We start from the raw sequence: 24,601 nt of genomic DNA, 5'->3' as shown, positions 1-24,601 counted from the left end.
CCTGGGATTCCGTCGTGACGGCCAATCATGCACGCAGGCAATCGCCGATCCGCGTTTTGATCCGTTTATATACTCGAAAAGATCCTTTCCATGAAAAAAAACATATGTGTCGCCAGCAAGTCGTTTTCAGTGAAGACGCTTTCCGCCTTATTGTTCGGTACGGCTGGCGTCTTTTTCGCCCCGACCATGCTGGGCCTGGCGCCACAGGCGCAGGCCGCCGTGCCGGCCGTGAAACTGCCTGATTTCTCGGACCTGGTCGACGCCGTTGGCCCGGCCGTGGTGAATATCCGCACCACCGAGCGCCTGAAGATGACTGCGCCCGGCGCGGGCGGCCAGGATGAGCAGGAAATGCAGGAATTTTTGCGCCGCTTCTTTGGCGGCGCCATGCCAACGCCGCGCCAGCAGGCGCCGCGCGGCGGCCGTCGCGCCGTGCCGCAAGAGCAGGAAGTGCAGCGCGGTGTCGGTTCCGGCTTCATTATTTCGGCTGATGGCTACGTGCTGAGCAATGCCCACGTGGTCGACGGCGCCGATGAAGTCTACGTGACCCTGACGGACAAGCGCGAATTCAAGGCCAAGGTGATTGGCGCTGACGCCCGCACCGACGTGGCCCTGCTGAAAATCGAGGGCGCCAATCTGCCGCGTCTGACCATCGGCGACTCGAACAAGATCCGCGTGGGCGAGTGGGTGATCGCCATCGGCTCGCCATTCAACCTGGAAAACACGGTGACGGCCGGCATCATTTCCGCCAAGTCCCGCGACACGGGCGACTACCTGCCCCTGATTCAAAGCGACGTGGCCGTCAACCCCGGCAACTCGGGCGGTCCTCTGATCAATATGCGCGGCGAAGTGATCGGCATCAATTCGCAGATCGCCACCTTGTCCGGCGCCTACAATGGCATTTCGTTTGCCGTGCCCATCGATGAAGCCATGCGCGTGGGCGAGCAGCTGAAAAAGACGGGTAAAGTGGTGCGCGGCCGTATCGGCGTGCAGATCGGCGAAGTGAGCAAGGATGTGGCGCAATCGCTGGGCTTGCCCAACGCCAAGGGCGCGCAAGTGTCGATGGTGGAAGAGGGCGGTCCTGCCGACAAGGCGGGCATCAAGCCGGGCGACATCATCCTGAAGTTCAATGGCGCCCAGATCGAGCGTTCGTCCGATCTGCCGCGCCTGGTAGGCGGCGCCGCCGTCAATGGCAAGTCCACGGTCACCGTCTGGCGCAAGGGCGCGCAACAGGATATTGCTGTCACCGTCGTCGAACTGGAAGCCGAAAAAACGGCGAAAAAGGGGACCAAGGAGCGGGAAGCGCAAGCCGTCAATGCACTGGGACTGAAGGTCAGCGAGGTGCCGGCCGCGAAGAAGCAGGAGCTGAAGATCGATGCGGGCGTGCTGGTCGACGACGCGGATGGCGTGGCGGCCCTGGCCGGCCTGCAGCCTGGCGATGTGATCTTGCAATTGAACAACGTTGCCGTGAAAGATGCCAAGCAGTTCAATGCCCTGGTGGCCAAGCTCGATCCGAAGAAGTCGTCGGCCGTGCTGGTGCGCCGCGGCGATGTGGCGCTATTCGTTTCGCTGCGTCCGTCGGCGAAGTAAAATGTGATCATCCCGCATTCCGGCCACAGCCGGGATGCGGTATCCTGCCCGCCATGCATTTCACTCTCTATTCCCGCAGTTACTGCCACCTTTGCCAGGATATGCTCGATGCCTTGCTCCTGCTGCAGCCGCCCGCTACTCCCTTCACGGTCGAGGTGATCGATATCGATGCGTCGCCCGATGCGAGCTTGCTGGTCCGCTTCGATGAGCTGGTGCCGGTGCTGTTTGGCGACCTGGCCCAACCCGAGCTATGCCATTATTTTCTGGACGAGGCCGCCGTCCGGCGCTGCCTGGCGTAGCTTAAATATCAATATTGACACTGCATTGCAGCATTCCGCTGCTGGAAACAGCTGAAAATATCGGCTTGCCCGCTGCCGGCCGCTGAAAGACGGGCTTTCCGCTCTGAAATCCGGTAAAATGGGGAGGTCGAAAAAGCTACTGTCCGAGGCAGCAGCTTCTGTCGCTTCAAAAGCGCTCGCCTGGGCATGCAGATGTCCTGCTCGGAGCGCTTTTTTCATCATGAGTGGGGCGCCTGGTTTTGGCCCTGTTTGGCCCGGACATGATCCCCTTGATTCCTGTTAAAGCAGTGTTGTCACTCGCACATATATTAGTTAATGAATAACATACGCAACTTCTCCATCATCGCCCATATTGACCACGGTAAATCGACCCTGGCTGACCGCATCATTCAATTGTGCGGCGGCTTGTCCGACCGCGAGATGGAGGCGCAGGTGCTCGATTCGATGGATCTGGAGCGCGAGCGCGGCATTACCATCAAGGCGCAAACGGCGGCCCTGCACTACAAGGCGCGCAACGGCCAGATCTACAACCTGAATCTGATCGATACGCCAGGCCACGTCGACTTCAGCTATGAAGTGTCGCGCTCGCTGTCGGCGTGCGAAGGCGCGCTGCTGGTGGTTGACGCGTCGCAAGGCGTGGAAGCGCAAACGGTCGCCAACTGCTACACGGCGCTGGACCTGGGCGTGGAAGTGGTGCCCGTCCTGAACAAGATCGACTTGCCTAACGCAGACCCACCGAACGCCATTGCCGAGATCGAAGACGTGATCGGCATTGACGCGGCCGACGCTGTGCATTGCTCGGCCAAGACAGGCTTCGGCGTGCTGGACGTGCTCGAGCAACTGATCGTCAAGGTGCCACCACCGAAGGGCGACCCCGATGCGCCGCTGCAGGCGCTGATCGTCGACTCCTGGTATGACGCCTATGTGGGTGTGGTGATGCTGGTGCGCGTGGTCAACGGCACCCTGAAACCGAAAGACAAGATCCGCCTGATGGCCACCGATTCGGTGCAACTGGTGGAAGACATCGGCGTGTTCTCGCCCCGTTCGCAATCGCTGCCGCAATTGTCGGCAGGCCAGGTGGGCTTCATCATCGCTGGCATCAAGGAATTGAAAGCGGCGAAAGTGGGCGATACCGTCACCCTGGTCAGCCGTCCTGCCGCCGCGCCATTGCCCGGCTTCAAGGAAGTGCAGCCGCAAGTGTTCGCCGGTCTGTTCCCGGTCGAAGCGAACCAGTACGACGCGCTGCGCGATTCGCTGGAAAAGCTGAAACTGAACGACGCGGCCCTGATGTACGAGCCGGAAGTGTCGCAGGCGCTGGGCTTCGGCTTCCGCTGCGGCTTCCTAGGCTTGCTGCACATGGAAATCGTGCAGGAACGCCTTGAGCGCGAATTCGACATGGACCTGATCACCACGGCGCCCACCGTGGTGTACGAAGTGATCCAGCGTGACGGTACCTTGATCAACGTCGACAATCCATCGAAGATGCCCGATCCGTCGCGCATCGAGGAAGTGCGCGAGCCTATCGTCACGGTCAATCTGTACATGCCGCAAGAATACGTGGGCTCCGTGATTACCCTGTGTATCGGCAAGCGCGGCATCCAGATGGACATGAGCTACCACGGCCGCCAGGTCAAACTGGTCTACGAAATGCCGATGGCCGAGATCGTGCTGGACTTCTTCGACCGCCTGAAATCGACGTCGCGCGGCTATGCCTCGATGGATTACGAGTTCAAGGAATACCGCGCGGCCGATGTGGTCAAGGTCGACATGCTGATCAACAGCGAAAAAGTCGATGCGCTGGCTATCATCGTGCACCGTTCGAACAGCCAGTACCGTGGCCGCCAGGTGGCCGCCAAGATGCGCGAACTGATCCCGCGCCAGATGTTCGACGTGGCCATCCAGGCGACCATCGGCGCGAATATCATTTCGCGCGAGAACGTCAAAGCCTTGCGCAAAAACGTGCTGGCCAAGTGCTATGGCGGCGACATCAGCCGCAAGAAAAAATTGCTGGAAAAGCAAAAAGCGGGTAAGAAACGCATGAAGCAAGTGGGTTCTGTGGAGATCCCGCAAGAGGCATTCCTGGCAATTTTACAAGTGGATGGTTGATCAATGAACCTGCAAGTGATTTTAGGAAATTTCGCTTTAATCCTGTTCGTGCTGATGGTGTTGACGGGCCTGGTCTGGTGCCTGGATGTGTTTTACCTGTCCAAGCAGCGCCGCAAGGCGGCCGACCGCGCCCTGGCTGAGTTCGATGCACGCCAGTCCAAGCTGGCTGCCGAGGGCATCAAGTCCGATGCAGGCGGCAGCCGCGCGACCATCGAGGCAGCGCTGTTGCGCCAGCCGACCTGGGTCGAGTATTCGGGCAGCTTCTTCCCCGTCATCGCCCTGGTGTTCTGCCTGCGCTCGTTCCTGTACGAGCCATTCAAGATCCCGTCGAGCTCGATGGTGCCGACCTTGCTGGTGGGCGACCTTATCCTGGTCAACAAGTTCACCTATGGCATTCGTTTGCCGATCGTCAACAAGCGCATCATTGAAGTCAACGATCCGCAGCGCGGCGACGTGATGGTGTTCAAGTACCCGAAAGATATGTCGCAAGACTACATCAAGCGCGTGATCGGCGTACCCGGTGATAAAATCACCTATGAAAACAAGCGCTTGACGGTCAACGGCAAGGAAGTGCAGTACACCCCGCTGGACGACTACCTGGACGATGAAAGCACTGTCTACCACAAGCAGCTGGAAGAAAATCTGACGGGCGTGAGCCACCGCATCCTCAACGACGAGCCTGCTCCCACGTTGAACTTGCGCGAAGTGAAGGATTTCCCGCACAAGGATGCGTGTAACTACAACGAAGACGGTTTTACGTGTGTGGTGCCACAAGGCAATTACTTCATGATGGGCGATAACCGCGACAATAGCGCAGACAGCCGCTACTGGGGCTTCGTGCCGAACGAGAACATCGTCGGCAAGGCTTTCCTGGTGTGGATGAACTTCAGCAACCCGAAACGCGTGGGCGGCATCCACTAGGCCGCCTCTATGGCTGCCGCGCCGATTCCCCGCGCGGCGGCCAGCCGAATTACTCAGATGATACAGAAACAACAATGAATCTTCAGCTATTGCAAACCCGTTTAGGCTATACGTTCCAGGATGCTGGCCTGTTGCAGCAAGCCTTGACGCATCGTAGCCACAGCAGTTTGCATAATGAGCGGCTGGAATTCCTCGGCGACTCCATTCTCAACTGCGTGGTCGCTTCCATCCTGTACGAACGCTTCAAGACCATCGACGAGGGCGATTTGTCGCGCTTGCGTGCGAATTTGGTGAAACAGCAGTCGCTGTATGAAATCGCGCAAAAGCTGGAGTTGTCGCAATTCCTGCGCCTGGGTGAAGGTGAGCTCAAATCGGGCGGTTTCCGCCGTCCTTCGATCCTCGCCGATACCCTGGAAGCCTTGCTGGGTGCGATTTTCCTCGATACGGGTTTTGATGCGGCCAGCACGGTGATCCGCGCCTTCTACATTCCCATCCTCGACTCGGTCGATCCCCAAACCCTGGGCAAGGATGCCAAGACCCTGCTGCAGGAGTTTTTGCAAAGCAAGAAAATTTCGCTGCCACAGTACAACGTGGTGGCCACCCACGGCGCCGCCCACAGCCAGGAATTCGAGATCGAATGCCTGGTGCCGAAATTGAATATCCAGGTCTACGGTCGTGGCGGAAGCCGCCGCGCCGGTGAGCAAGCCGCCGCCAAACTGGCGCTGGACGTGGCCGAGCAGGCGCTGTTGAAATCGCCTGCCGCCAGCCGCAAGCCCAAACCGCGCGCCGCCCAGCTCAAGCTGGCCGGCATTGCCACCATCCAGAGCGACGACGCGCAAGCTCCTGCAGCCCCGGCGATCGCCGCTCACACTAAACAGAATCGACACTAGCATGACAGCCACCAAAATGCCCGACAACTTCCGCTGTGGCTATATCGCCATCGTGGGCCGCCCCAACGTGGGCAAATCGACCCTGATGAACGTGCTGATCGGCGCGAAGGTCAGCATCACTTCGCGCAAGGCGCAAACCACGCGTCACCGCATCACGGGCATCCAGACGGTGCCGGACGCGCAGTTCATCTACGTCGACACGCCCGGCTTCCAGACGCGCCACTCGAACGCGCTGAACAAGACGCTGAACAAGACCGTCACCAACACCCTGATTTCCTCGGACGTCATCCTGTACGTGATCGAGGCGGGCACGTTTGGCCCGGCCGACCAGCAAGTGATGGACCTGCTGCCGAAGGAAGTGCCATGCATCCTCGTCATCAATAAGTCCGACCGCGTCAAGGACAAGGCTGTATTGTTGCCGTTTGCGCAAAAGATCGCCGCCATGCGCGACTTTGCTGCCATCGTGCCCGTCTCCGCCAAGCTGCATTTCCAGTTGGAAGGCTTGCAGAACGAGATCAAGCGCTTCTTGCCGGAAAACCAGCCCATCTTTGGCCCGGACGACATCACGGACCGCAGCGAAAAATTCCTCGCCTCGGAAATCGTGCGCGAAAAACTCTTCCGCTTCGTGGGTGACGAACTGCCGTACACGAGCACCGTGCTGATCGAGAAATTCGAGCAGGAAGGCGATCTGCGCCGCGTGTTCGCCGCCATCCTGGTCGAGCGCGATACGCATAAATCCATGGTCATCGGCAACAAGGGCGCGCGCCTGAAGGAAGTTTCCACCCAGGCCCGCCTGGATATGGAAAAACTGTTTGGCGGCCCCGTGTACCTGGAAATCTGGATCAAGGTCAAATCGGGCTGGGCCGATAACGAGGCGGGCTTGCGCGCCTACGGCTACGAGTAATCCGCAACCCGGGGGCGACGCTACACGCATGAGCACCACCACGCCAGCGCAGCCTGCCATCGCGCCAGCTTCATCTGCTGCATCTGCACCTGTTCCCGCGCCGGTGGCCATCGCGCAGCCGGCCGCACCTTCTGCACAGCCCACCTCGGCGGCCCCCGGCGCAGCCGCCCGCCCACGCGCGACGGCCGCATCACGGGCCAGCCCGCCTTCGTGCTGCACAGCTATCCGCATAAAGAAACCAGCCTCATCGTCGACGTGTTTACACGCGAATATGGCCGCATCGCGCTCGTCGCCAAGGGCGCCAAGCGGCCCCATTCGCAGTTGCGCGGCGTGCTGCAGACGTTTCAACCGCTGCAGGCGGGCTGGACGGGCAAATCCGAGCTGCGCATCTTGACGGGCGCCGAATGGGTGGGCGGCATGTTGCCGCTGGAAAAGACGGCGCTGCTGTGCGGCTTTTATCTGAACGAATTGCTGGTCAAACTGCTGGCGCGCGACGATCCGCATCCCGTCCTGTTCGACCACTACGTTGCTACCTTGAATCAGCTGGCGCACAATGAGCCGCCACCCATCGTGCTGCGCAAGTTCGAGCGCGCGCTGCTCAAGGAAACGGGCGTGGCGGCCGACCTGACGCGCTGCACCGGTACGCGCCAGGCCGTCGAGGCGGGGCAGGTGTACGTGGTCGACCCGGAACGGGGGCCGCGTCCGGCGCGCGCCAGCGATGCCTGGCCGAAGATCACGGGCAAGACCCTGCTCGACATGGAGCGCGAAGATTATCTCGATGTGGCCACGCAGGCGCAAAGCAAGCTGCTGATGCGCTTTTTGCTGGCCCATCAACTCGGGGGCGCCACCTTGAACACGCGCCAGATACTGATCGATTTAATGCAGCTGTAGCGGCGGTTTGCCGCACAACAGCACTTTACGGATACCATCACTATGAGCTTTTTGCAGCCTTCCGGCCCCGTCATCGACCTGGGCGTCAATATCGACCACGTGGCCACCTTGCGCAATGCGCGCGGCACCGCCTATCCGGACCCGATCCGCGCGGCCTTGCTGGCCGAGCAGGCGGGCGCCGACGCCATCACCCTGCATTTGCGCGAAGACCGCCGCCACATCAAGGATGCGGACGTGATCGCCATCGCGCCGCAATTGCTCACGCGCATGAATCTGGAAGCGGCCGTGACACAGGAAATGATAGCCTTCGCCTGCCGCATCCGACCGGCAGATGTCTGCCTGGTGCCGGAAAAACGCACGGAAGTGACTACCGAAGGGGGCCTGGACGTGGTGCGCTACTTCAAGGAAGTACAGGCGGCGGTGCAGCAATTACAAGGCGAAGGCATCCGCGTGAGCCTGTTCATCGATGCCGACGAGCAACAGATCGCCGCCGCTGCCGAACTCGGTGCGCCCGTGATCGAGTTGCACACGGGCCGCTACGCCGATACGGCAGGCGCCGAGCAGTTGGCGGAGCTGGAGCGCATCAAGGCGGGCGTACTGTTTGGCGTGGGCCGCGGCTTGAAAGTCAATGCGGGCCACGGCTTGCATTACACCAACGTGCAGGCGATCGCCGCCATTCCTGACATTACTGAGCTGAACATCGGCCATGCCATCGTCGCGCACGCCGTGTTTGTCGGCTGGGAAAACGCCGTGCGCGAAATGAAGGCCATCATGGTGGCTGCGCGCCTGGGCAACAAAGCATAAACGCGCGCACAAGGGAGACCGCCATGATCTACGGCATCGGCACCGATATCTGCAAGATTCCCCGCATCGAGGCGGCATTGGCGCGCCATGGCGAGCGTTTTGCGCAGAAAATACTGGGGCCGCAGGAGATGGAGAAATTCCGCGCCCGCAGTGCGAAAAACGCCGTGCGCGGCGTGCGCTTCCTGGCCACCCGCTTCGCGGCCAAGGAGGCGTTCTCCAAGGCCATCGGCCTGGGCTTGCGCATGCCGATGACGTGGCCTGCCGCGCAGATGCTGAATCATCCCAGCGGCAAACCGATGATCGTCTGCAGCGGCGTGCTGGCGGACTTCATGGCAGCAAACCGGCTGAGCGCGCAAGTGACCATCAGCGATGAAGAAGAGTATGCGGTCGCGTTCGTGATCGTGGAACAGGCAGCGCAAGAATGAGCCAGCAATGACTGAAGCAAACCCCGACCTCAATGCCATAGAGGCGCCACCCGACCCGCGCGCACAGGTGATGGCCACCGTCGCCAAGCTGCCGAATTTGCCCGGCGTGTACCGCTATTTCGACGCCGCCGACAAGGTGTTGTATGTCGGCAAGGCGCGCGACCTCAAAAAGCGCGTTTCCAGCTATTTCCAGAAGAATCTGGCCAGCCCCCGCATCGCCATGATGGTCGAGCGCATCGCGCGCCTGGAAACGACCGTCACGCACAGCGAGGCGGAAGCGCTGATCCTGGAAAACAACCTGATCAAGGCGTTGCAGCCGCGCTACAACATCCTGTTCCGCGACGATAAATCGTATCCGTATCTGAAAATCACCGGCGGTGATGCGCCGCGCATGGTGTATTACCGGGGTGCGGTGGACAAGAAAAATCAGTATTTCGGGCCGTTCCCCAGTTCCTGGGCCGTCAAGGAATCGATGCAGATCCTGCAGAAGGTGTTTCTCATCCGCACCTGCGAGGACAGCGTCTACGCGAACCGCACGCGTCCCTGCCTGCTGCACCAGATCGGCCGCTGCAGCGCGCCGTGCGTGGACCTGATCAGCAAGGAAGACTATAAAAACGACGTGGAAAACGCGGCGCGCTTCCTGCGCGGGCGCCAGAGCGAAGTGATGGCGGACCTGGAAAAGAAGATGCATGCGTTTGCCGCCGAACTGAAGTTCGAGCAGGCGGTGGTGGTGCGCAACCAGATCGCTTCGCTGTCGCGCGTGCTGCACCAGCAAAGCATGGAAACGACGGGCGACGCCGACGTCGACATCCTCGCCGTGCTGGTGCAGGGCGGGCGCGCCTGCGTCAACCTGGCCATGGTGCGCGGCGGGCGTCATCTGGGCGACCGCGCCTATTTCCCCAGCCAGCTCAGCGATGCGGCGGCGATTGCCGAAGAACCCATCGAGGTGGAAGTGCTGGCCGCCTTCCTGGCCCAGCATTACACGGAAAAATTCATCCCCGGCACCCTGATCCTGAATATTGAATTCGACCAGCCGGCCCTGATGGTGGCGCTGATGGAACAGTGCGGCCACCGCATCAACCTGATCTTCCAGCCGCAGGGACAGCGCCGCCAGTGGCTGGAGATGGCGCAAAAGGGCGCCGAGATTTCGCTGGCGCGCTTGTTGTCGGAGCAGGGTTCGCAGCAGTCGCGCACGCGCGCGCTGGCCGAGGCGCTGCGCCTGGAAGCGGAAGACCTCGACAGTCTGCGCGTCGAGTGTTTCGACATCAGCCACACGCAGGGCGAGGCGACGCAGGCCTCGTGCGTGGTATTCCACCATCACGCCATGCAGAATGGCGAATACCGGCGCTACAACATCAACGACATCACGCCCGGCGACGATTACGCGGCCATGCGCCAGGTCCTGATGCGCCGCTACGAAAAAGTGGCGAATGGCGACGGCGTGATGCCCGACGTGGTGCTGATCGATGGCGGCAAGGGACAGATCGAGATGGCGCGCCAGGTGTTTGCCGAGCTGGGACTCGATATCAGCTTGATTGTCGGTGTGGCCAAGGGGGAAGGGCGCAAGGTGGGCCTGGAAACCCTGCTGTTCGTCGATGGCCGCGCGGCGCAGGAGCTGGGCAAGGAATCGGCGGCGCTGATGCTGATCGCGCAGATCCGCGACGAGGCGCACCGCTTCGCCATTACCGGCATGCGCGCCAAGCGCGCCAAGACGCGCCAGACTTCGCGCCTGGAAGAGATAGAAGGCATAGGCGCCAAGCGCCGCCAGAAACTGCTGTCGCGCTTTGGCGGCTTGCGCGGCGTAGTCGATGCGAGCGTCGAGGATCTGATGTCGGTGGAGGGGATTTCGACTCAACTTGCAGAAGAGATTTACAAGCAGTTGCATTAGTGCTCGTATGGGTGCGCCAGACCTCGCGCCTGGAAGAGATCGAAAGGGGCACAATGCGGCGCCAAGCGCCGGCAGAAACTGCTGTCGCGCTTTGGCGGTTTGCGCGGCGTGGTCGATGCGAGCGTCGAGGATCTGATGTCGGTGGAGGGGATTTCGACTCAACTTGCAGAAGAGATTTACAAGCAGTTGCATTAGTGCTCGTATGGGTGCGCCAGACCTCGCGCCTGGAAGAGATCGAAAGGGGCACAATGCGGCGCCAAGCGCCGGCAGAAACTGCTGTCGCGCTTTGGTGGTTTGCGCGGCGTGGTCGATGCGAGCGTCGAGGATTTGATGTCGGTGGAGGGGATTTCGACTCAACTGGCAGAAGAGATTTACAAGCAGCTGCACTAATGACTGCATGGTCTGGTCCGGGGCTGCGGCAACCGGACTAGGCTAATACCCTGGGGCCATGTAGACTAGTGGCGCTTTCTTCACGCTTTCTTCATGTTCAATTTACCCGTCGGCCGATTGCTTCCTTATGCCTTTTAATATTCCCATCCTTTTGACCTGGCTGCGCGTGGCCCTGATCCCGCTCGTCGTCGGCGTGTTTTACCTGCCGCCGTCGATGCTGCTGCATGGCGACCAGAACCTGGTTGCCACCTTGGTCTTTATCGTTGCCGCCGTCACCGACTGGTTCGATGGCTTTCTCGCGCGGCGCTGGAACCAGACCTCGGCCTTCGGCGCCTTCCTCGACCCCGTGGCAGACAAGCTGATGGTGGCGGGTGCCTTGCTGGTGCTGGTGCAGCTGGACCGTGTCAATGCCGTGCTGGCCTTCATCATCATCGGCCGCGAAATCACCATTTCCGCCTTGCGCGAATGGATGGCGCAGATCGGCGCATCGAAATCGGTGGCTGTCAGCTCGATCGGCAAGATCAAGACGGCCGCGCAGATGACGGCCATTCCCTTGCTGCTGTACCACGAAGTGATCTTTGGCGCGATCGACACGCATGTGTGGGGCGAGCGCCTGTTGTGGATCGCCAGCGTGCTGACGGTGTGGTCGATGTTCTATTACTTGCGCCTGGCATGGCCCTTGATCAAGGAAAAGGCTGGCAATTTGCATTAAGGCGGGTGGATGCTGATAGTGTTGGGCTGGCGTCTTTTTAGCCCAAACGCAGGAGCTGGGGTCAGACCCGTCGGGTCTGACCCCAAATATTTTGCAAAACACCAGATATTGCCCGTTGACAGCCCCTGTAAATCCTTTACAATGCTGGCCTGTTGTTGATGACGCGGGAGTAGCTCAGTTGGTAGAGCGCAACCTTGCCAAGGTTGAGGTCGAGAGTTCGAGCCTCTTCTCCCGCTCCAGTTTTCTGGATCGTGTCATAGGTAAAAACAGCAGATGCAGTAAAAAGTAGTACTGGCGATGTGATAGAGCTTCTGATACAATGTTGTCCACTGCGGGAGTAGCTCAGTTGGTAGAGCGCAACCTTGCCAAGGTTGAGGTCGAGAGTTCGAGCCTCTTCTCCCGCTCCAGTGTATGCTGGTTCAGCAGTGCTCGAAGGTAGTAATGGCGTAGTAAAAAGAAGTAGAATGATGTTGCAAAGCGGGAGTAGCTCAGTTGGTAGAGCGCAACCTTGCCAAGGTTGAGGTCGAGAGTTCGAGCCTCTTCTCCCGCTCCAGTAAAAGCTCGAAGCAGTACAGTAATTGGCGTAGTAACAGTAAATGAAAGCTCCATGCGGGAGTAGCTCAGTTGGTAGAGCGCAACCTTGCCAAGGTTGAGGTCGAGAGTTCGAGCCTCTTCTCCCGCTCCAGAATTCTAAGGGGAAGCTAAGCTGGCTTCCTTTTTTTATCCGCTGCAATGTAGTTTGTATTTGGCGCGCAGTGTGATTATGTAGTGACTAGCTCCATGCGGGAGTAGCTCAGTTGGTAGAGCGCAACCTTGCCAAGGTTGAGGTCGAGAGTTCGAGACTCTTCTCCCGCTCCAGTTTCAGATGTGCCGGAAGGCATATCGCAGCAGTTCCTCTGGCGAGGTAGCAAAGAGGTTATGCAGCGGCCTGCAAAGCCGTTTAGACGGGTTCGATTCCCGTCCTCGCCTCCAGATGAAAAAAATAGCCCACTTTCGAGTGGGCTATTTTTTTGCCCGCTGTGCATCTTGTATAATGCCAGCAAGCTCAGCCGCGCCGCCTGGCGTCTTGATGAAACTTCCCCCATTCCGCCAACCCCATGTAGTCACTGACGACTTTCCTGCTCCGTTCAACCTCAGCGCAGCTTTTTTGTGACGCCCGCTGGCATGGCTGCGCCTGATTATTGTCCATCAGGCCGGCATTTTCCTGTTCCGACTTTGGATACGCATCAATGATCAACACAACTTTTCGGGATGAGTGGTTCCCGAACCTGCAAAAAAATGTCCTGGCGGGCCTGACCACCTCGTTTGCCCTGGTGCCCGAATGCATCGCCTTTGCCTTGGTGGCGCAGTTGAATCCCCTGATGGGCCTGTATGGCGCCTTCATCATTTGCGCCCTGACGGCCATCTTTGGCGGGCGCCCCGGCATGATTTCGGGGGCCGCAGGTTCCATGGCCGTCGTCATCGTGGCGCTGGTGGCCCAGCATGGCGTGCAGTATCTGCTGGCCACAGTCGTGCTGAGTGGCATCCTGATGGCGCTGTTCGGCATCTTGCGTCTGGGTAAGCTGATCCGCATGGTGCCATACCCGGTGATGCTGGGCTTTGTGAATGGCCTGGCCATCGTCATCGCCATGGCGCAACTGGAACACTTTCGCCAGGCCACGCCGCACGGCGAAACCTGGCTGCAAGGCACGCCCTTGTACGTCATGGGTGCGCTGGTGGCAATGACCATGGCCATCGTCTACGTGCTGCCGCGCATCACGAAGGCCGTGCCGCCCGCGCTGGTGGCCATCCTGGGCGTGGGCGTGCTCAGCCATTTCCTGCACTTGCCCACGCGCACTCTGGGCGACCTCGCGCATATCGCCGGCGGCTTGCCGGCCCTGCATTGGCCCAGTGTGCCGCTGGACATGGCCACCTTGCACATCATTTTTCCGTATGCGGCGCTGATGGCCATGGTGGGCTTGCTGGAAACCTTGCTCACTTTCAATCTCACCGATGAGATGACTGAAACGCGGGGCCAGCCCAACCGCGAATGCATCGCCCTCGGTGCCTCGAATGTCGTGTCGGGCCTGTTTGGCGGCATGGGCGGCTGCGCCATGATCGGGCAAACCATGATCAACCTGAGTTCGGGCGGCCGCTCGCGCCTGTCCGGCGTGACGGCCGGCGTGATGATTTTATTGTTCATCCTGTTCCTGTCGCCCTTGATCGAGCGCATCCCGCTGGCCGCCCTGGTGGGCGTGATGTTCGTGGTGGCGCAGCAGACGTTTGCCTGGGGTTCCTTGCGCGTGTTGGGCAAGGTGCCGTTGCAGGATGCGCTGGTGATCGTCGCCGTGACGGTCATCACGGTGTTCACGGACCTGGCGACGGCCGTGCTGTGCGGCATCGTCATCGCCGCCTTGAATTTTGCCTGGCAACATGCACGCGACATGCGTGCCGACATCGATGACAGCAGCCCTGGCATGCGCGTGTACCTGCCGCACGGCACCCTGTTTTTCGCCTCGGCCACGCATTTCCAGGAACTGTTCCAGTTGGCGTCGGACCCGGCCCGCGTCATCCTCGATTGCCGGCACCTGCACATGGCCGATCACTCGGCCATCGCCGCCATCGAATCCCTGTATGAGCGCTACGACAAGGCCGGCAAGCACCTGCAGGTGACGCAGTTATCCGCCCGCAATGAGGCCTTGCTGCAGCGGGCCGGAGTGGATGTGAGCGTGGCGTAAAATAGGGGATTGTTGAATGCCTGTGGAGTGTAAATGCTGTCGAACGAACAAGAGCAATTGCTGCAACAAAGCCAAACGGGTTTCGATGCCTACTATGACGCGCTGGGCGCCTCGCTGGTGAGCTTCGTCGAGCGCCTGGGCATCCAGCCGGCGCACGAAGTGTTGACGAACGCGGCCGAATACCTGCCGTACATCGATGCGGCCATGCGCACCATCGTCATCCGCGACGAGAGCTGGCAGTGGGTGAAAACCATGCTTGGCTACTTTATCGGCGAATACTTCGTGCAGGGCCATGCCGGCTGCTGGTATGTGGAAACGCGGGCCGAATCGCCGCATTTTTGCCGCACCATGGTGGGGGGCTTCGAGCATGGCTTGCCGTCGGATGCCGCCATCGATCCGGAACAACTGGCGCTGGAATTTCTGGGGCAATCCGTGCCGCGTGAGCTGGCGACCCTGGTCGCGGATGCGCAAGCCCGCCTGAGCTGAATGGCTGTCGATAAGGATGCTCGATGAAATGGATACCCTGTCTGAGACTGGCGCGCTGGTGCATGCCAGCCATTGCCATTGTGCTCGTCGGTATGGCACCCCTGGCTTTTTCGCAGGATGGCCGCCACACCGCGTTTGACACCGATCACGCATTCGACGCCGGCTCGCGTATCGGGCTCGATACCGTGACGCCGGTGCAAGTCGACAATCTCGCCGTGCTCGGCAAGGTATGGGGGTTCCTGAAATACCATCACCCCTTGATCACTGCAGGCGGGCGGCAATGGGACTACGAACTCTTGCGTGTCATGCCCCGCATGCTGGCCGCGCCTGACAGGGCGGCGGGCGATGCTGTGCTGCGGGAATGGATCGCCGGTCTTGGGACACTTGGCGACTGCGACCCTTGTGCCGTCCCGGCGCAGGGCGAGCTGCATCTGCGTCCCGCACTGCAATGGCTCGATGATGCGAGCTTGCTGGGCGCCGGCTTGCGCGCCGATTTGCGGCACATTTATCTGCGCCGGCCGGCGTCGGCCAGCCAGTTTTATCTGCGTTTGGATGTGCAGGTGGGCAATTCCGTCTTTGAGCATGAGATCGCCTACGCGAATATTGCGCTGCCCGATGCCGGCTTTCAGTTGCTGGCCTTGTTTCGCTTCTGGAATATCATCGAATACTGGTCGCCCTATCGCGCTACGACAGGCGAAAACTGGGATGAGGTCCTGCGCCAGTCGCTGCCGCGCATCGCGCTGGCCAGCGACCACGCCGGCTATCAGCTGGAAATGATGGCCGTGATTGCGCGCCTGAACGATTCCCACACGAATCTGTGGAGTTCGCTGCACGTGCGTCCGCCTGTGGGGCAATGCCATCTGCCAGTCAAGCTTCGCTTCATCGATAACAGTGCAGTGGTGGTGGGCTACCGTGAGGCCGAGGCCGGGGCGGCGACGCGATTGCAGGCCGGCGATGTCATCGCCAGCATCGATGGCGTGCTGAGTAACCCCCAATAAATTATTGTGATTTCTGACTTCCATAACCGGCGCTCTGCGGCGTTGCCCGCTGCTAGCAGTGCTCGCACTGCGTCGCAGCGAGCGCCTTGCATAGCATCCGGTTCTGTTCGTCATAAATTCACAATAATTTCCTGAGGATTACTTAGTGGCGCAACTGGTCGCCGCCTGGCGGCCCTACTATGCGGCATCGAATGAAGCGGCGCGGCTGCGCGACATGGCGGGCAAGCTGACCACTGGCGCTTGCGGTGCAACCCGGCTGCAGGTACGCCGCGAGCAGGGGGACGTGGAATTGACGGCGCAGCGCGTGCCAGCCGGGCGGCAAGCGAGGCAGGATACGCATGACAGGGACGGGGAAACGTTCCAGCGCCTGGGCGACGATATCGCCTACCTCAAGCTGTCTAGCCTCAAGCGGGCTGACGTGGCGGCGCATATGGCAGCGGCGGCGGGCAGCCGCGGCCTGATTATCGATATACGCAACTACCCGCGCGAGTTTGTCGTCTTTGCCCTGGGGTCTTACCTGGTCGAGCGGCCTACGGAGTTTGCCCGCTTTACCAAGGGCGACCTTGGCAACCCCGGCGCCTTCCATTGGACCAATGCCATAGCCTTGTACCCGCAAGCGCTGCGCTATGCGGGCAAGGTCATGCTGCTGGTCGATGAAGTCAGCCAGAGCCAGGCCGAATACACGGCCATGGCCTTGCGCGTGGCGCCGCGCGCGAAGGTGATCGGCAGCACCACGGCTGGCGCGGATGGGAATATGTCGCCGTTTGCGCTGCCGGGCGGCTTGAGCACCCTGATCAGCGGCATCGGCGTGTTTTATCCGGACCGGCGCCCCACGCAGCGCGTGGGCATCATCCCCGATATCGAGGTCAGGCCTACGCTTGGCGGCATACGGGCCGGACGCGACGAGGTGCTGGAGGCGGCTATTGCCGAGATACGCCGGCAATAGCTGTTCTTGCTGTTGCTGCGGACTTAAAACTCTTCCCACTCGCCTTCGACCGGCGCCGGCGCCTTGCCGCTCTTGCGCATCACGGGCAGGCGCAGGGCAGGGATGGAGGCCTTGCGGGCAGGTGCGGCCGAAGGTGCTGGCGCTGCCGGCACGCTGCGCTGCGCCGCTTTCATGCTGAAGCGGTCGGTTGCGGCCGCGTTGGCGTCCAGGCGGAAGACGCTGACCACCTGCGCCAGTTCGCTCGCCTGTTCCTGCATCGCTTCTGCTGCTGCCGAGGCTTCTTCCACCAGGGCCGCATTTTGCTGCGTCACCTGGTCCATTTCGGAAATGGCCTGGTTGACTTGCTCGATGCCGGCGCTCTGCTCTTCGCTGGCGTTGCTGATCTCGCTCATGATGGAGGTGACGAAGGCTATGCTTTGCACGATTTCTTCCATCGTCTTGCCGGCCTTGTCGACCAGGTCCGTGCCCACGTCGACCTTTTGCACGGAGTCGTCGATCAGTCCCTTGATTTCTTTCGCCGCCGCTGCCGAGCGCTGCGCCAGGTTGCGCACCTCTGTTGCCACCACGGCAAAGCCGCGACCCTGTTCGCCGGCGCGTGCCGCTTCCACGGCCGCGTTCAGGGCCAGGATGTTGGTCTGGAAGGCGATGCCGTCGATGACGGAAATGATGTCGACGATTTTCTTCGACGAGGTATTGATCTCGCCCATGGTGGCAACCACTTCGGCCACCACGGCGCCGCCGCGGCTGGCGATGCCGGCGGCGTCGCCGGCCAGTTTATTTGCCTGGCGCGCATTGTCCGCATTCTGCTTCACGGTGCTGGTCAGTTCTTCCATCGACGACGCGGTTTCTTCCAGCGAGCTGGCTTGCTGTTCCGTGCGCGACGACAGGTCCTGGTTGCCGGCGGCAATTTCTGCGGACGCCGTGGCGATGGTGTCGGTGCCGCTGCGTACCTGGCCGACGATGCCCACCAGGCTGTCGTTCATGGTTTTCAGGGCATGCATCAGCTGGCCCGTTTCATCACGGCCTTGCGCCGTGATGACGCTGCTCAGGTCGCCTGCTGCCACGGTTTCCGCCACTTTCACGGCGGCGCGGATGGGGCCGGTGATCGAACGCGTGATCCACCAGGCGAAACCGATGCCCATCAGCACGGCCAGCACGCCCATGGTGATAAGGAAAATGCGGGTGCTGCTGTAGGCTTCGATGATGCTGTTGCCGACGCCGTCGGCGGCCTTGATCTGCATGCCGGCAAAACGTTTCACTTCGGCCAGGTAAGCCACGGTGATCGGCGCGACTTCCTTGTCGAACACTTCCCTGGCGCCCGCCACGTCGCCATCGGCCTTCATCTTGAAGGCGCGGGCGCGCGTCGTGACATAGTCGGTGCGCACCTTGCGCACGACCTTGAATTGCTCGATCACGGCCGGGTTGAGCAGCGAGGCGATGATGTCGTCCTGCAGCTTGCTGGAACGCTCCGCATCGACTTTCAAGTCTTCCTCGATCTTGGCGCGCACGATGGGATCGGTGATTTCAAACGAGGCCACGCCGCGCACGCTGTTGAGTTCAATGATCTTCGACCATTCGGCCACCATGCGCTGGTTCTTGATGCTGGTATTGATGAGGCGGTAGGTCAGGTCGCTGGCCGTTTGCATGCGCACCAGGGCGGTGATGGTCAAGGCGGCAAGCAACAGCAATACGACAGCAAAGCCGACGCCAAGGCGGCTGCCGATGTTCAGGTTTTTCATGTAATTCCTAACAGTTTAATAGTCATGATCGCCGCCGCCAGCAGGGGCGGACAGGCGCCGCAAGGCGCAGGGGATCGGGGTCTTCAGGTGCCGCGTGATTACATTGCGGCGCGCCGCGCTGTGCACGGCGTTGGAGGTAAAGCAAGGGGTGTGGCGGCGTGGGGAGCCGCTGACCAGCAACCGCAAGTATAGCATTGACGCACGGAAATAGTTTTTCAAAGCAATTTTAATTACTTATTGATATTAATTCATTGTTGCTTTTTTACATCAAGTACCTAGTTCATAAGTACTATCACTTACATTTCGCCTACCTTTTCGCGGCGCCGGCTGATAAAATACTAATGATAATCATTCGTATTAAATAATCGACCAGGGAATTGTATGCAGCAACAGCACAAGCCAGGATGTAAACCGATCACGCTCGCCGTACTGAGCGCCTTGACCTTCGGCGCCGTGCCATTGGCGGCCTGGGCGCAGGAAAGCTTGCCCGCCGTCACCGTGACGGCATCGAAGGATAACAATGCCTATGTCGCCGCCACGTCCGCCAGCGGCACCAAGACGGAAATGGCCCTGCGCGACGTGCCGCAGACGATCAACGTGGTGCCGGCTGCCGTCATCCGCGACCAGAACGCCATGTCGATCCAGGACATCATGAAGAACATCCCCGGCGTGGGCTTGTCCACCGGCGATGGCCAGCGCGACCAGGTGTTCATCCGCGGCTTCACGGCCATCGGCGACCAGTTCGTCGACGGCTTCCGCGATGACGCGCTGTATTTCCGCGACCTGTCGAATGTGGAGCGGCTGGAAGTGATCAAGGGGCCCGCCGCCGTGCTGTACGGCCGCGGTTCCTCGGGCGGCCTGGTCAACCGCATCACCAAAAAACCGGGTATCGATATCACGGACGTGGCCCTCAGCCTGACGAATACAAAAGGGCGCCGCGGCGAAGTCGACGTGGGCAGAGTGGGCGAGACGGTGGACTGGCGTGTCACGGGCGCGCGCGAATTGTCCGACAGCTACCGCGAGCAGCAATTCATCAACCGCACGGCGCTGGCGCCTTCCGTGGCCATCCGCCTCTCTGGCGCCACCAAGCTGCTGTTGCAGGGTGACTACCTGGAAGACCGCCGCCTGACGGACTTCGGCATCCCGTCCTGGCACGGCCGTCCCGTCGCCGTCGATGCGGGCACCTATTATGGCGCCGCCAATGCCCGCGATGCGGACTTCAGCCAGTCGCGCGTGGTCTCCACGGCCGCCACGCTGACGCACAAGTTCAGCGATAGCTTGTCGCTGCGTAATGCCTTCCGCTATTACGATTACCACCTGGACCGCAACAACACGAATATTTCCGGCAACGTCAACGAAGTCAAGGGCACGATGAGCCTCGGTCACGCCAAGCTGAACCGCGATGAAAGCGGCTGGTTCAACCAGACGGAACTGACGCAAAAGCTGGTCACGGGCACCTTGCGCCATGAAGTGCTGTATGGCGCCGAGTTCGGCAAGCAAAACAAGGATGCCAACAGCTGGGCCTCGACCGTGGTGGCGACGAATGTCTCGATCTTCCATCCCGTCCTGCCTGTGGTCAACCGCAGCAAGCTGAGCGCGCGCAGCGATACTTTCGGTACCTACGACACGGCAGCCGCCTACGTGCAGGATGCCATCGCCTTCAGCGACGAGTGGAAGGCGCTGGCCGGCTTGCGCTATGACCGCTACCAGCAGCAGTCGCGCCTGGTCAATGCGCTTGGAGTGACGACGGCAGACCTGTCGCGCACGGATTCGGCCTACAGCCCCCGCGCCGGCCTCGTCTGGCAACCCAGCGCGGCGCAGTCGTACTACGCCTCGTGGAGCCGTTCCTTCCAGCCCAGCGGCGAGAACTTCGCCCTGGCCGCGAATAACGCCGACCTGGCGCCGGAAACCACGCGCAACACGGAAGTGGGCGCCAAGTACGACCTGTGGGGCGGCCGCGCCAACGCCACCGTGTCGCTGTTCCGCCTGGAGCGCGACAACATCAAGACCAGCGATCCGATCACGAACCGCATCGTGCCCGTCGGCACGCAGCGCACGGACGGCCTGGAACTGACCTTCAACGCGGATTTGCACGATGGCTGGAAAATGATGGCCGGCTATGCGTATCTGGACGCCACGATCACCGATTCCATCGCCGTCGACAAGAGCGTGAATGCGCCGGGCACGACGACGGCCAGTTCCGTCGCCATCAAGGGCAAGCGCGCCACCCTGACCGCGCGCAATACGGCCAACTTGTGGCTGACGAAAGACTTGGGCCACGGCTTCACCGTGGGCGGCGGCGCGAATGCCGTCGGCAGCCGTTTCGCCAATCCGGGCAACACGGTGGTCTTGCCCGGCTACGTGACGGCCGACGCCATGGCTGCGTACCGCACGGGCCGCTATGAAGTGCAGCTGAACGTCAACAATATCGGCGATACGCGCTACATCGTTTCCGGCCACGGTTCCAGCCCGAACCTGAGCTTGCCGGGCGCGCCGCGCAACGTGGCGCTGACCTTGCGCTACAGCCTGTAAATCAGCTTGTAGTAAGTTCGGTCCCATCCCCAAAACCCGCTCACGAGCGGGTTTTTTCATGGGCGGGAGCTGCGTCGGGCAGGCTGGCATTGTTTAGAGGAACTATTCGGTACCGCTCAAATAATGTTGACTATGTGCAATTTTCTCCGGCGGACTGAGCCTTGACGGGGTTTGAGGGGTAAAATACTCTCATACGGCACAGGCATGGTGCTTATATCTTAGTGAGTGACACCACTACGACGTTGTATGACTTTTTATTTACTCACATCATAGAGGCCTGAATATGGTTCAGATGTCCAGGCGCCAGTTCCTTCGGGTAACTGGCGCGACCATTGCTGGTTCCAGCCTCGCCCTGCTCGGTTTCGCACCGGGCCAGGCGATGGCGGAAGTGCGGCAATACAAGCTGTCTCGCACCACCGAGACACGCAATACCTGTCCTTACTGTTCGGTAGGATGTGGCGTCCTGCTGTATGGTCTGGGCGACGGCGCAAAAAATGCCGTCTCCAGCATCATCCACGTGGAAGGCGATGCCGATCACCCGGTGAACCGCGGCACCCTGTGCCCGAAAGGCGCCAGTCTGGTCGACTTCATCCACAGCCCGAACCGCCTGAAAGTGCCCGAATACCGCGCACCGGGTGGCACGGAATGGCAGCCGATCTCCTGGGATGTGGCGCTCGACAAGATCGCGCGCCTGATGAAGGATGACCGCGATGCCAACCTGATCGAAAAGAATGCCGACGGCAAGACCGTCAACCGCTGGCTCTCCACCGGCATGCTGGCCGCGTCCGCCGGCAGCAACGAGGTCGGTTACCTGACCCACAAGACAGTGCGCAGCATGGGAATGCTGACCTTTGATAATCAGGCGCGTGTATGACACGGACCGACGGTGGCAGGTCTTGCCCCGACGTTTGGCCGTGGCGCGATGACGAATCATTGGGTCGATATCAAGAATGCCGATGTGATTTTGGTCATGGGCGGCAATGCAGCAGAAGCACATCCTTGCGGATTCAAATGGGTAACGGAAGCGAAGGCGCATAACAAGGCCAAGCTGATCGTTGTCGATCCGCGTTTTACCCGTACCGCATCCGTGGCAGATTACTACTGCGCCACGCGTACCGGCACGGACATCGTCTTCCTCGGCGCGATCATCAATTATCTGCTGACGAACGACAAGATCCAGCATGAGTACGTGCGCAACTACACGGACATGCCTTTCATCGTGCGCGAAGACTATGCGTTCGAAGATGGTCTGTTCTCGGGTTTCGACAAAGAAAAAGGCAAGTACACCAACAAGGCCACCTGGGATTACGAGATCGGCGACGACGGCTACGCCAAGGTCGACCCGACCCTGGAACATCCGCGCTGCGTCTACCAGATGATGAAGAAGCACTACGCACGCTACACGACCGAGATGGTCGAACGGACGTGCGGCGTGTCGCCCGACAAGTTCCACAAGGTGGCGGAAGCCCTGGCTTCGACCGCCGTGCCGGGACGCGCCGGCACCATCCTGTACGCACTGGGCTGGACGCACCACTCGACGGGCGCGCAAACCATCCGCACGGGCGCCATGGTGCAGTTGCTGTTGGGTAATATGGGTATCGCGGGCGGCGGCATGAACGCCTTGCGCGGCCACTCGAACATCCAGGGCTTGACCGATCTGGGCCTGATGTCGAACCTGTTGCCAGGTTATATGACCCTGCCGAACGAAGCCGAACAGGACTTCGATGCGTATATCGGCGCGCGCGCCACCAAGCCGCTGCGGCCGAACCAGCTCAGCTACTGGAGCAATTACCGCAAGTTCCACGTCAGCTTCATGAAAACGTGGTGGGGTGATTTCGCCACGGCCGAGAACAATTACGCGTTCGACTACCTGCCGAAACTCGACAAGCCGTATGACTTGATGCAAGCCATCGAGAACATGCACCAAGGCAAGATGACGGGCTATATCTGCCAGGGCTTCAATGTGCTGGCGTCCGCGCCGAACAAGCAGAAGGTCACGGAAGCGCTGGCTAAGCTGAAGTTCCTCGTCATCATGGACCCGCTGGCCGTGGAAACGGGCGAATTCTGGAAGCCGCACGGGCAATACCACGAAGTCGATCCCACCAAGATCATGACGGAAGTGTTTCGCTTGCCGACCAGCTGCTTCGCCGAAGAGCGCGGTTCGCTGGTGAGTTCCTCGCGCGTGCTGCAGTGGCACTGGCAGGCGGCCGAACCGCCGGGCCAGGCGCGCAGCGACCTGGAGATCATGTCGGGCCTGTTCTTGCGCATGCGTAGCATGTACCAGAAAGAGGGCGGCAAGTTCCCCGATCCTATTCTCAACCTGACGTGGAATTATGCGCAGCCGCATAACCCGCAGCCGGAAGAAATCGCCCGCGAATTCAACGGCCGCGCGCTGGCCGACTTGTACGATCTGAAGGATCCGACCAAGCTGCTGGTGAAAAAGGGCGAGCAGCTGGCCTCGTTTGCGCAATTGCGCGACGATGGCACCACCACCAGCGGTTGCTGGATCTTCACCGGCAGCTGGACGCAGGCGGGCAACCAGATGGGACGGCGCGACAATAGCGACCCGACCGGCATCGGCCAGACGCTGGGCTGGGCCTGGGCGTGGCCGGCGAACCGCCGCGTGCTGTACAACCGCGCTTCGTGCGACTTGAAGGGCAAGCCTTTCGACCCGACCCGCAAGCTCATTGAATGGAATGGCACCAATTGGAGCGGGGCCGATATTCCCGACTTCAAGGTCGACGAACCGCCGGAAAACGGCATGGGTCCGTTCATCATGCTGGGCGAAGGCGTGGCGCGCTTCTTTGCGCGTGGCGCCATGGCCGAAGGGCCGTTCCCCGAGCATTACGAGCCGTTCGAAAATCCGCTGGGCTACAACCCCATGCATCCGAAAAACCCGCTAGCGACCAGCAATCCGGCCGCGCGCGTGTTCGCCGATGATCGGAAGCTGTTCGGCACGCACGAGGAATATCCGCATGTGGCGACCAGCTACCGCCTGACCGAGCATTTCCATTACTGGACCAAGCATGCGCGCCTGAATGCCATCATCCAGCCGCAGCAATTCGTTGAAATCGGCGAAGAGCTGGCCAAGAGCATCGGCGTCGTCGCCGGCGGGGAAGTGCGTGTCAGTTCCAAGCGCGGGCACATCATCGCCAAGGCCGTGGTCACCAAGCGCATCAAGGCCTTGATGATCGAGGGCAAGCAGGTGCATACCGTCGGCCTGCCGCTGCACTGGGGCTTTACGGGCGTGGCCAAGCCGGGGTATCTGATCAATACCCTGACACCGGGCGTGGGGGATGCGAATTCGCAAACGCCGGAATTCAAGTCCTTCCTCGTGAAGGTGGAAAAAGCATGATGGGAGCTCAA

Annotated in this window: 17 protein-coding genes, 6 tRNA genes and 3 pseudogenes; 25 read left to right on the top strand and 1 reads right to left on the bottom strand. The window is 60.7% G+C overall.

What is annotated here, in order from left to right; genetic code table 11:
• Nucleotides 1–90 precede the first annotated feature (90 nt).
• The 23 genes and pseudogenes from CNX70_RS20075 to CNX70_RS19975 all read left to right on the top strand — a co-directional run bounded on the left by CNX70_RS20075 (nucleotide 91) and on the right by CNX70_RS19975 (nucleotide 16,964).
• Nucleotides 91–1,587, top strand: coding sequence for a DegQ family serine endoprotease (locus CNX70_RS20075; protein ID WP_096236438.1), 1,497 nt, complete (start codon nucleotides 91–93; stop codon nucleotides 1,585–1,587).
• Nucleotides 1,588–1,640: 53 nt separating this feature from the next.
• Nucleotides 1,641–1,886, top strand: coding sequence for a glutaredoxin family protein (locus tag CNX70_RS20070; protein ID WP_096236436.1), 246 nt, complete (start codon nucleotides 1,641–1,643; stop codon nucleotides 1,884–1,886).
• Between the two features lie 315 nt (nucleotides 1,887–2,201).
• The gene (lepA, locus tag CNX70_RS20065) at nucleotides 2,202–3,992 is read left to right on the top strand and encodes a translation elongation factor 4 (RefSeq protein WP_096236434.1); all 1,791 of its coding nucleotides are present in this window, start codon (nucleotides 2,202–2,204) and stop codon (nucleotides 3,990–3,992) included.
• A gap of 3 nt (nucleotides 3,993–3,995) precedes the next feature.
• On the top strand, nucleotides 3,996–4,913 hold the full coding sequence (gene lepB, locus CNX70_RS20060; protein WP_096236432.1) for a signal peptidase I: 918 nt from the start codon (nucleotides 3,996–3,998) through the stop codon (nucleotides 4,911–4,913).
• Nucleotides 4,914–4,987: 74 nt separating this feature from the next.
• On the top strand, nucleotides 4,988–5,803 hold the full coding sequence (gene rnc, locus CNX70_RS20055) for a ribonuclease III (protein ID WP_086140332.1): 816 nt from the start codon (nucleotides 4,988–4,990) through the stop codon (nucleotides 5,801–5,803).
• Nucleotide 5,804: 1 nt separating this feature from the next.
• Complete coding sequence (gene era / locus CNX70_RS20050) at nucleotides 5,805–6,707, top strand: GTPase Era (RefSeq protein WP_096236430.1); 903 nt, start codon at nucleotides 5,805–5,807, stop codon at nucleotides 6,705–6,707.
• Between the two features lie 28 nt (nucleotides 6,708–6,735).
• A pseudogene (gene recO / locus CNX70_RS20045) lies at nucleotides 6,736–7,598 on the top strand (DNA repair protein RecO).
• A gap of 42 nt (nucleotides 7,599–7,640) precedes the next feature.
• Nucleotides 7,641–8,402: a pyridoxine 5'-phosphate synthase gene (gene pdxJ / locus CNX70_RS20040; protein WP_096236428.1), complete on the top strand. Its 762-nt coding sequence runs from the start codon at nucleotides 7,641–7,643 to the stop codon at nucleotides 8,400–8,402.
• A gap of 23 nt (nucleotides 8,403–8,425) precedes the next feature.
• A complete protein-coding gene (gene acpS, locus CNX70_RS20035; RefSeq protein ID WP_096236426.1) occupies nucleotides 8,426–8,827 on the top strand; it encodes a holo-ACP synthase in 402 nt (133 codons plus the stop codon).
• Nucleotides 8,828–8,834: 7 nt separating this feature from the next.
• The gene (gene uvrC, locus CNX70_RS20030; protein ID WP_096236424.1) at nucleotides 8,835–10,715 is read left to right on the top strand and encodes an excinuclease ABC subunit UvrC; all 1,881 of its coding nucleotides are present in this window, start codon (nucleotides 8,835–8,837) and stop codon (nucleotides 10,713–10,715) included.
• A 14-nt stretch (nucleotides 10,716–10,729) separates the two neighbouring features.
• Nucleotides 10,730–10,910: pseudogene (locus tag CNX70_RS29315) on the top strand (helix-hairpin-helix domain-containing protein); the annotation flags it as partial.
• 14 nt (nucleotides 10,911–10,924) lie between these two features.
• Nucleotides 10,925–11,105, top strand: a pseudogene (locus tag CNX70_RS29310) (helix-hairpin-helix domain-containing protein); the annotation flags it as partial.
• A gap of 127 nt (nucleotides 11,106–11,232) precedes the next feature.
• The gene (gene pgsA / locus CNX70_RS20025) at nucleotides 11,233–11,817 is read left to right on the top strand and encodes a CDP-diacylglycerol--glycerol-3-phosphate 3-phosphatidyltransferase (RefSeq protein WP_071076491.1); all 585 of its coding nucleotides are present in this window, start codon (nucleotides 11,233–11,235) and stop codon (nucleotides 11,815–11,817) included.
• Nucleotides 11,818–11,980: 163 nt separating this feature from the next.
• A tRNA-Gly gene (locus CNX70_RS20020) sits at nucleotides 11,981–12,056 on the top strand.
• Between the two features lie 92 nt (nucleotides 12,057–12,148).
• Nucleotides 12,149–12,224 (top strand) — tRNA-Gly (locus CNX70_RS20015).
• Between the two features lie 70 nt (nucleotides 12,225–12,294).
• Nucleotides 12,295–12,370 (top strand) — tRNA-Gly (locus CNX70_RS20010).
• Nucleotides 12,371–12,426: 56 nt separating this feature from the next.
• Nucleotides 12,427–12,502, top strand: a tRNA-Gly gene (locus CNX70_RS20005).
• A gap of 97 nt (nucleotides 12,503–12,599) precedes the next feature.
• Nucleotides 12,600–12,675, top strand: a tRNA-Gly gene (locus tag CNX70_RS20000).
• Nucleotides 12,676–12,715: 40 nt separating this feature from the next.
• Nucleotides 12,716–12,789, top strand: a tRNA-Cys gene (locus tag CNX70_RS19995).
• Nucleotides 12,790–13,046: 257 nt separating this feature from the next.
• The gene (locus CNX70_RS19990) at nucleotides 13,047–14,534 is read left to right on the top strand and encodes a SulP family inorganic anion transporter (RefSeq protein ID WP_096236422.1); all 1,488 of its coding nucleotides are present in this window, start codon (nucleotides 13,047–13,049) and stop codon (nucleotides 14,532–14,534) included.
• Between the two features lie 33 nt (nucleotides 14,535–14,567).
• Entirely contained in the window at nucleotides 14,568–15,020 is a 453-nt protein-coding gene (locus tag CNX70_RS19985; RefSeq protein WP_096236420.1) for a hypothetical protein, read from the top strand.
• Between the two features lie 23 nt (nucleotides 15,021–15,043).
• A complete protein-coding gene (locus tag CNX70_RS19980; protein ID WP_157751179.1) occupies nucleotides 15,044–16,018 on the top strand; it encodes a S41 family peptidase in 975 nt (324 codons plus the stop codon).
• A gap of 145 nt (nucleotides 16,019–16,163) precedes the next feature.
• Entirely contained in the window at nucleotides 16,164–16,964 is an 801-nt protein-coding gene (locus CNX70_RS19975) for a S41 family peptidase (protein WP_096236416.1), read from the top strand.
• Between the two features lie 23 nt (nucleotides 16,965–16,987).
• Here the strand turns inward: CNX70_RS19975 and CNX70_RS19970 are convergent, their stop codons facing one another.
• Nucleotides 16,988–18,703, bottom strand: a complete 1,716-nt coding sequence (locus CNX70_RS19970; RefSeq protein ID WP_096236414.1) for a methyl-accepting chemotaxis protein — start codon at nucleotides 18,701–18,703, stop codon at nucleotides 16,988–16,990.
• 381 nt (nucleotides 18,704–19,084) lie between these two features.
• On the opposite strand from CNX70_RS19970, the gene CNX70_RS19965 reads away from it, so the two are divergent.
• Both CNX70_RS19965 and fdnG read left to right on the top strand, forming a co-directional pair.
• Complete coding sequence (locus tag CNX70_RS19965; RefSeq protein WP_096236412.1) at nucleotides 19,085–21,235, top strand: TonB-dependent receptor; 2,151 nt, start codon at nucleotides 19,085–19,087, stop codon at nucleotides 21,233–21,235.
• 283 nt (nucleotides 21,236–21,518) lie between these two features.
• A complete protein-coding gene (gene fdnG, locus CNX70_RS19960; protein ID WP_096236410.1) occupies nucleotides 21,519–24,590 on the top strand; it encodes a formate dehydrogenase-N subunit alpha in 3,072 nt (1,023 codons plus the stop codon).
• The last annotated feature ends 11 nt before the right edge of the window (nucleotides 24,591–24,601 follow it).

The organism is Janthinobacterium svalbardense, assembly GCF_002327145.1.
GTDB classification, from domain to species: Bacteria; Pseudomonadota; Gammaproteobacteria; order Burkholderiales; family Burkholderiaceae_D; genus Janthinobacterium; species Janthinobacterium tructae.
This window is presented reverse-complemented; position numbering and strand designations above follow the sequence as displayed.

Coding starts and splice junctions, on each gene's coding strand:
- CNX70_RS20075 (WP_096236438.1), top strand. CDS start 91: ATGAAAAAAAACATATGTGTCGCCAGCAAGTCGTTTTCAGTGAAGACG.
- CNX70_RS20070 (WP_096236436.1), top strand. CDS start 1,641: ATGCATTTCACTCTCTATTCCCGCAGTTACTGCCACCTTTGCCAGGAT.
- lepA (WP_096236434.1), top strand. CDS start 2,202: ATGAATAACATACGCAACTTCTCCATCATCGCCCATATTGACCACGGT.
- lepB (WP_096236432.1), top strand. CDS start 3,996: ATGAACCTGCAAGTGATTTTAGGAAATTTCGCTTTAATCCTGTTCGTG.
- rnc (WP_086140332.1), top strand. CDS start 4,988: ATGAATCTTCAGCTATTGCAAACCCGTTTAGGCTATACGTTCCAGGAT.
- era (WP_096236430.1), top strand. CDS start 5,805: ATGACAGCCACCAAAATGCCCGACAACTTCCGCTGTGGCTATATCGCC.
- pdxJ (WP_096236428.1), top strand. CDS start 7,641: ATGAGCTTTTTGCAGCCTTCCGGCCCCGTCATCGACCTGGGCGTCAAT.
- acpS (WP_096236426.1), top strand. CDS start 8,426: ATGATCTACGGCATCGGCACCGATATCTGCAAGATTCCCCGCATCGAG.
- uvrC (WP_096236424.1), top strand. CDS start 8,835: ATGACTGAAGCAAACCCCGACCTCAATGCCATAGAGGCGCCACCCGAC.
- pgsA (WP_071076491.1), top strand. CDS start 11,233: ATGCCTTTTAATATTCCCATCCTTTTGACCTGGCTGCGCGTGGCCCTG.
- CNX70_RS19990 (WP_096236422.1), top strand. CDS start 13,047: ATGATCAACACAACTTTTCGGGATGAGTGGTTCCCGAACCTGCAAAAA.
- CNX70_RS19985 (WP_096236420.1), top strand. CDS start 14,568: ATGCTGTCGAACGAACAAGAGCAATTGCTGCAACAAAGCCAAACGGGT.
- CNX70_RS19980 (WP_157751179.1), top strand. CDS start 15,044: ATGAAATGGATACCCTGTCTGAGACTGGCGCGCTGGTGCATGCCAGCC.
- CNX70_RS19970 (WP_096236414.1), bottom strand. CDS start 18,703: ATGAAAAACCTGAACATCGGCAGCCGCCTTGGCGTCGGCTTTGCTGTC.
- CNX70_RS19965 (WP_096236412.1), top strand. CDS start 19,085: ATGCAGCAACAGCACAAGCCAGGATGTAAACCGATCACGCTCGCCGTA.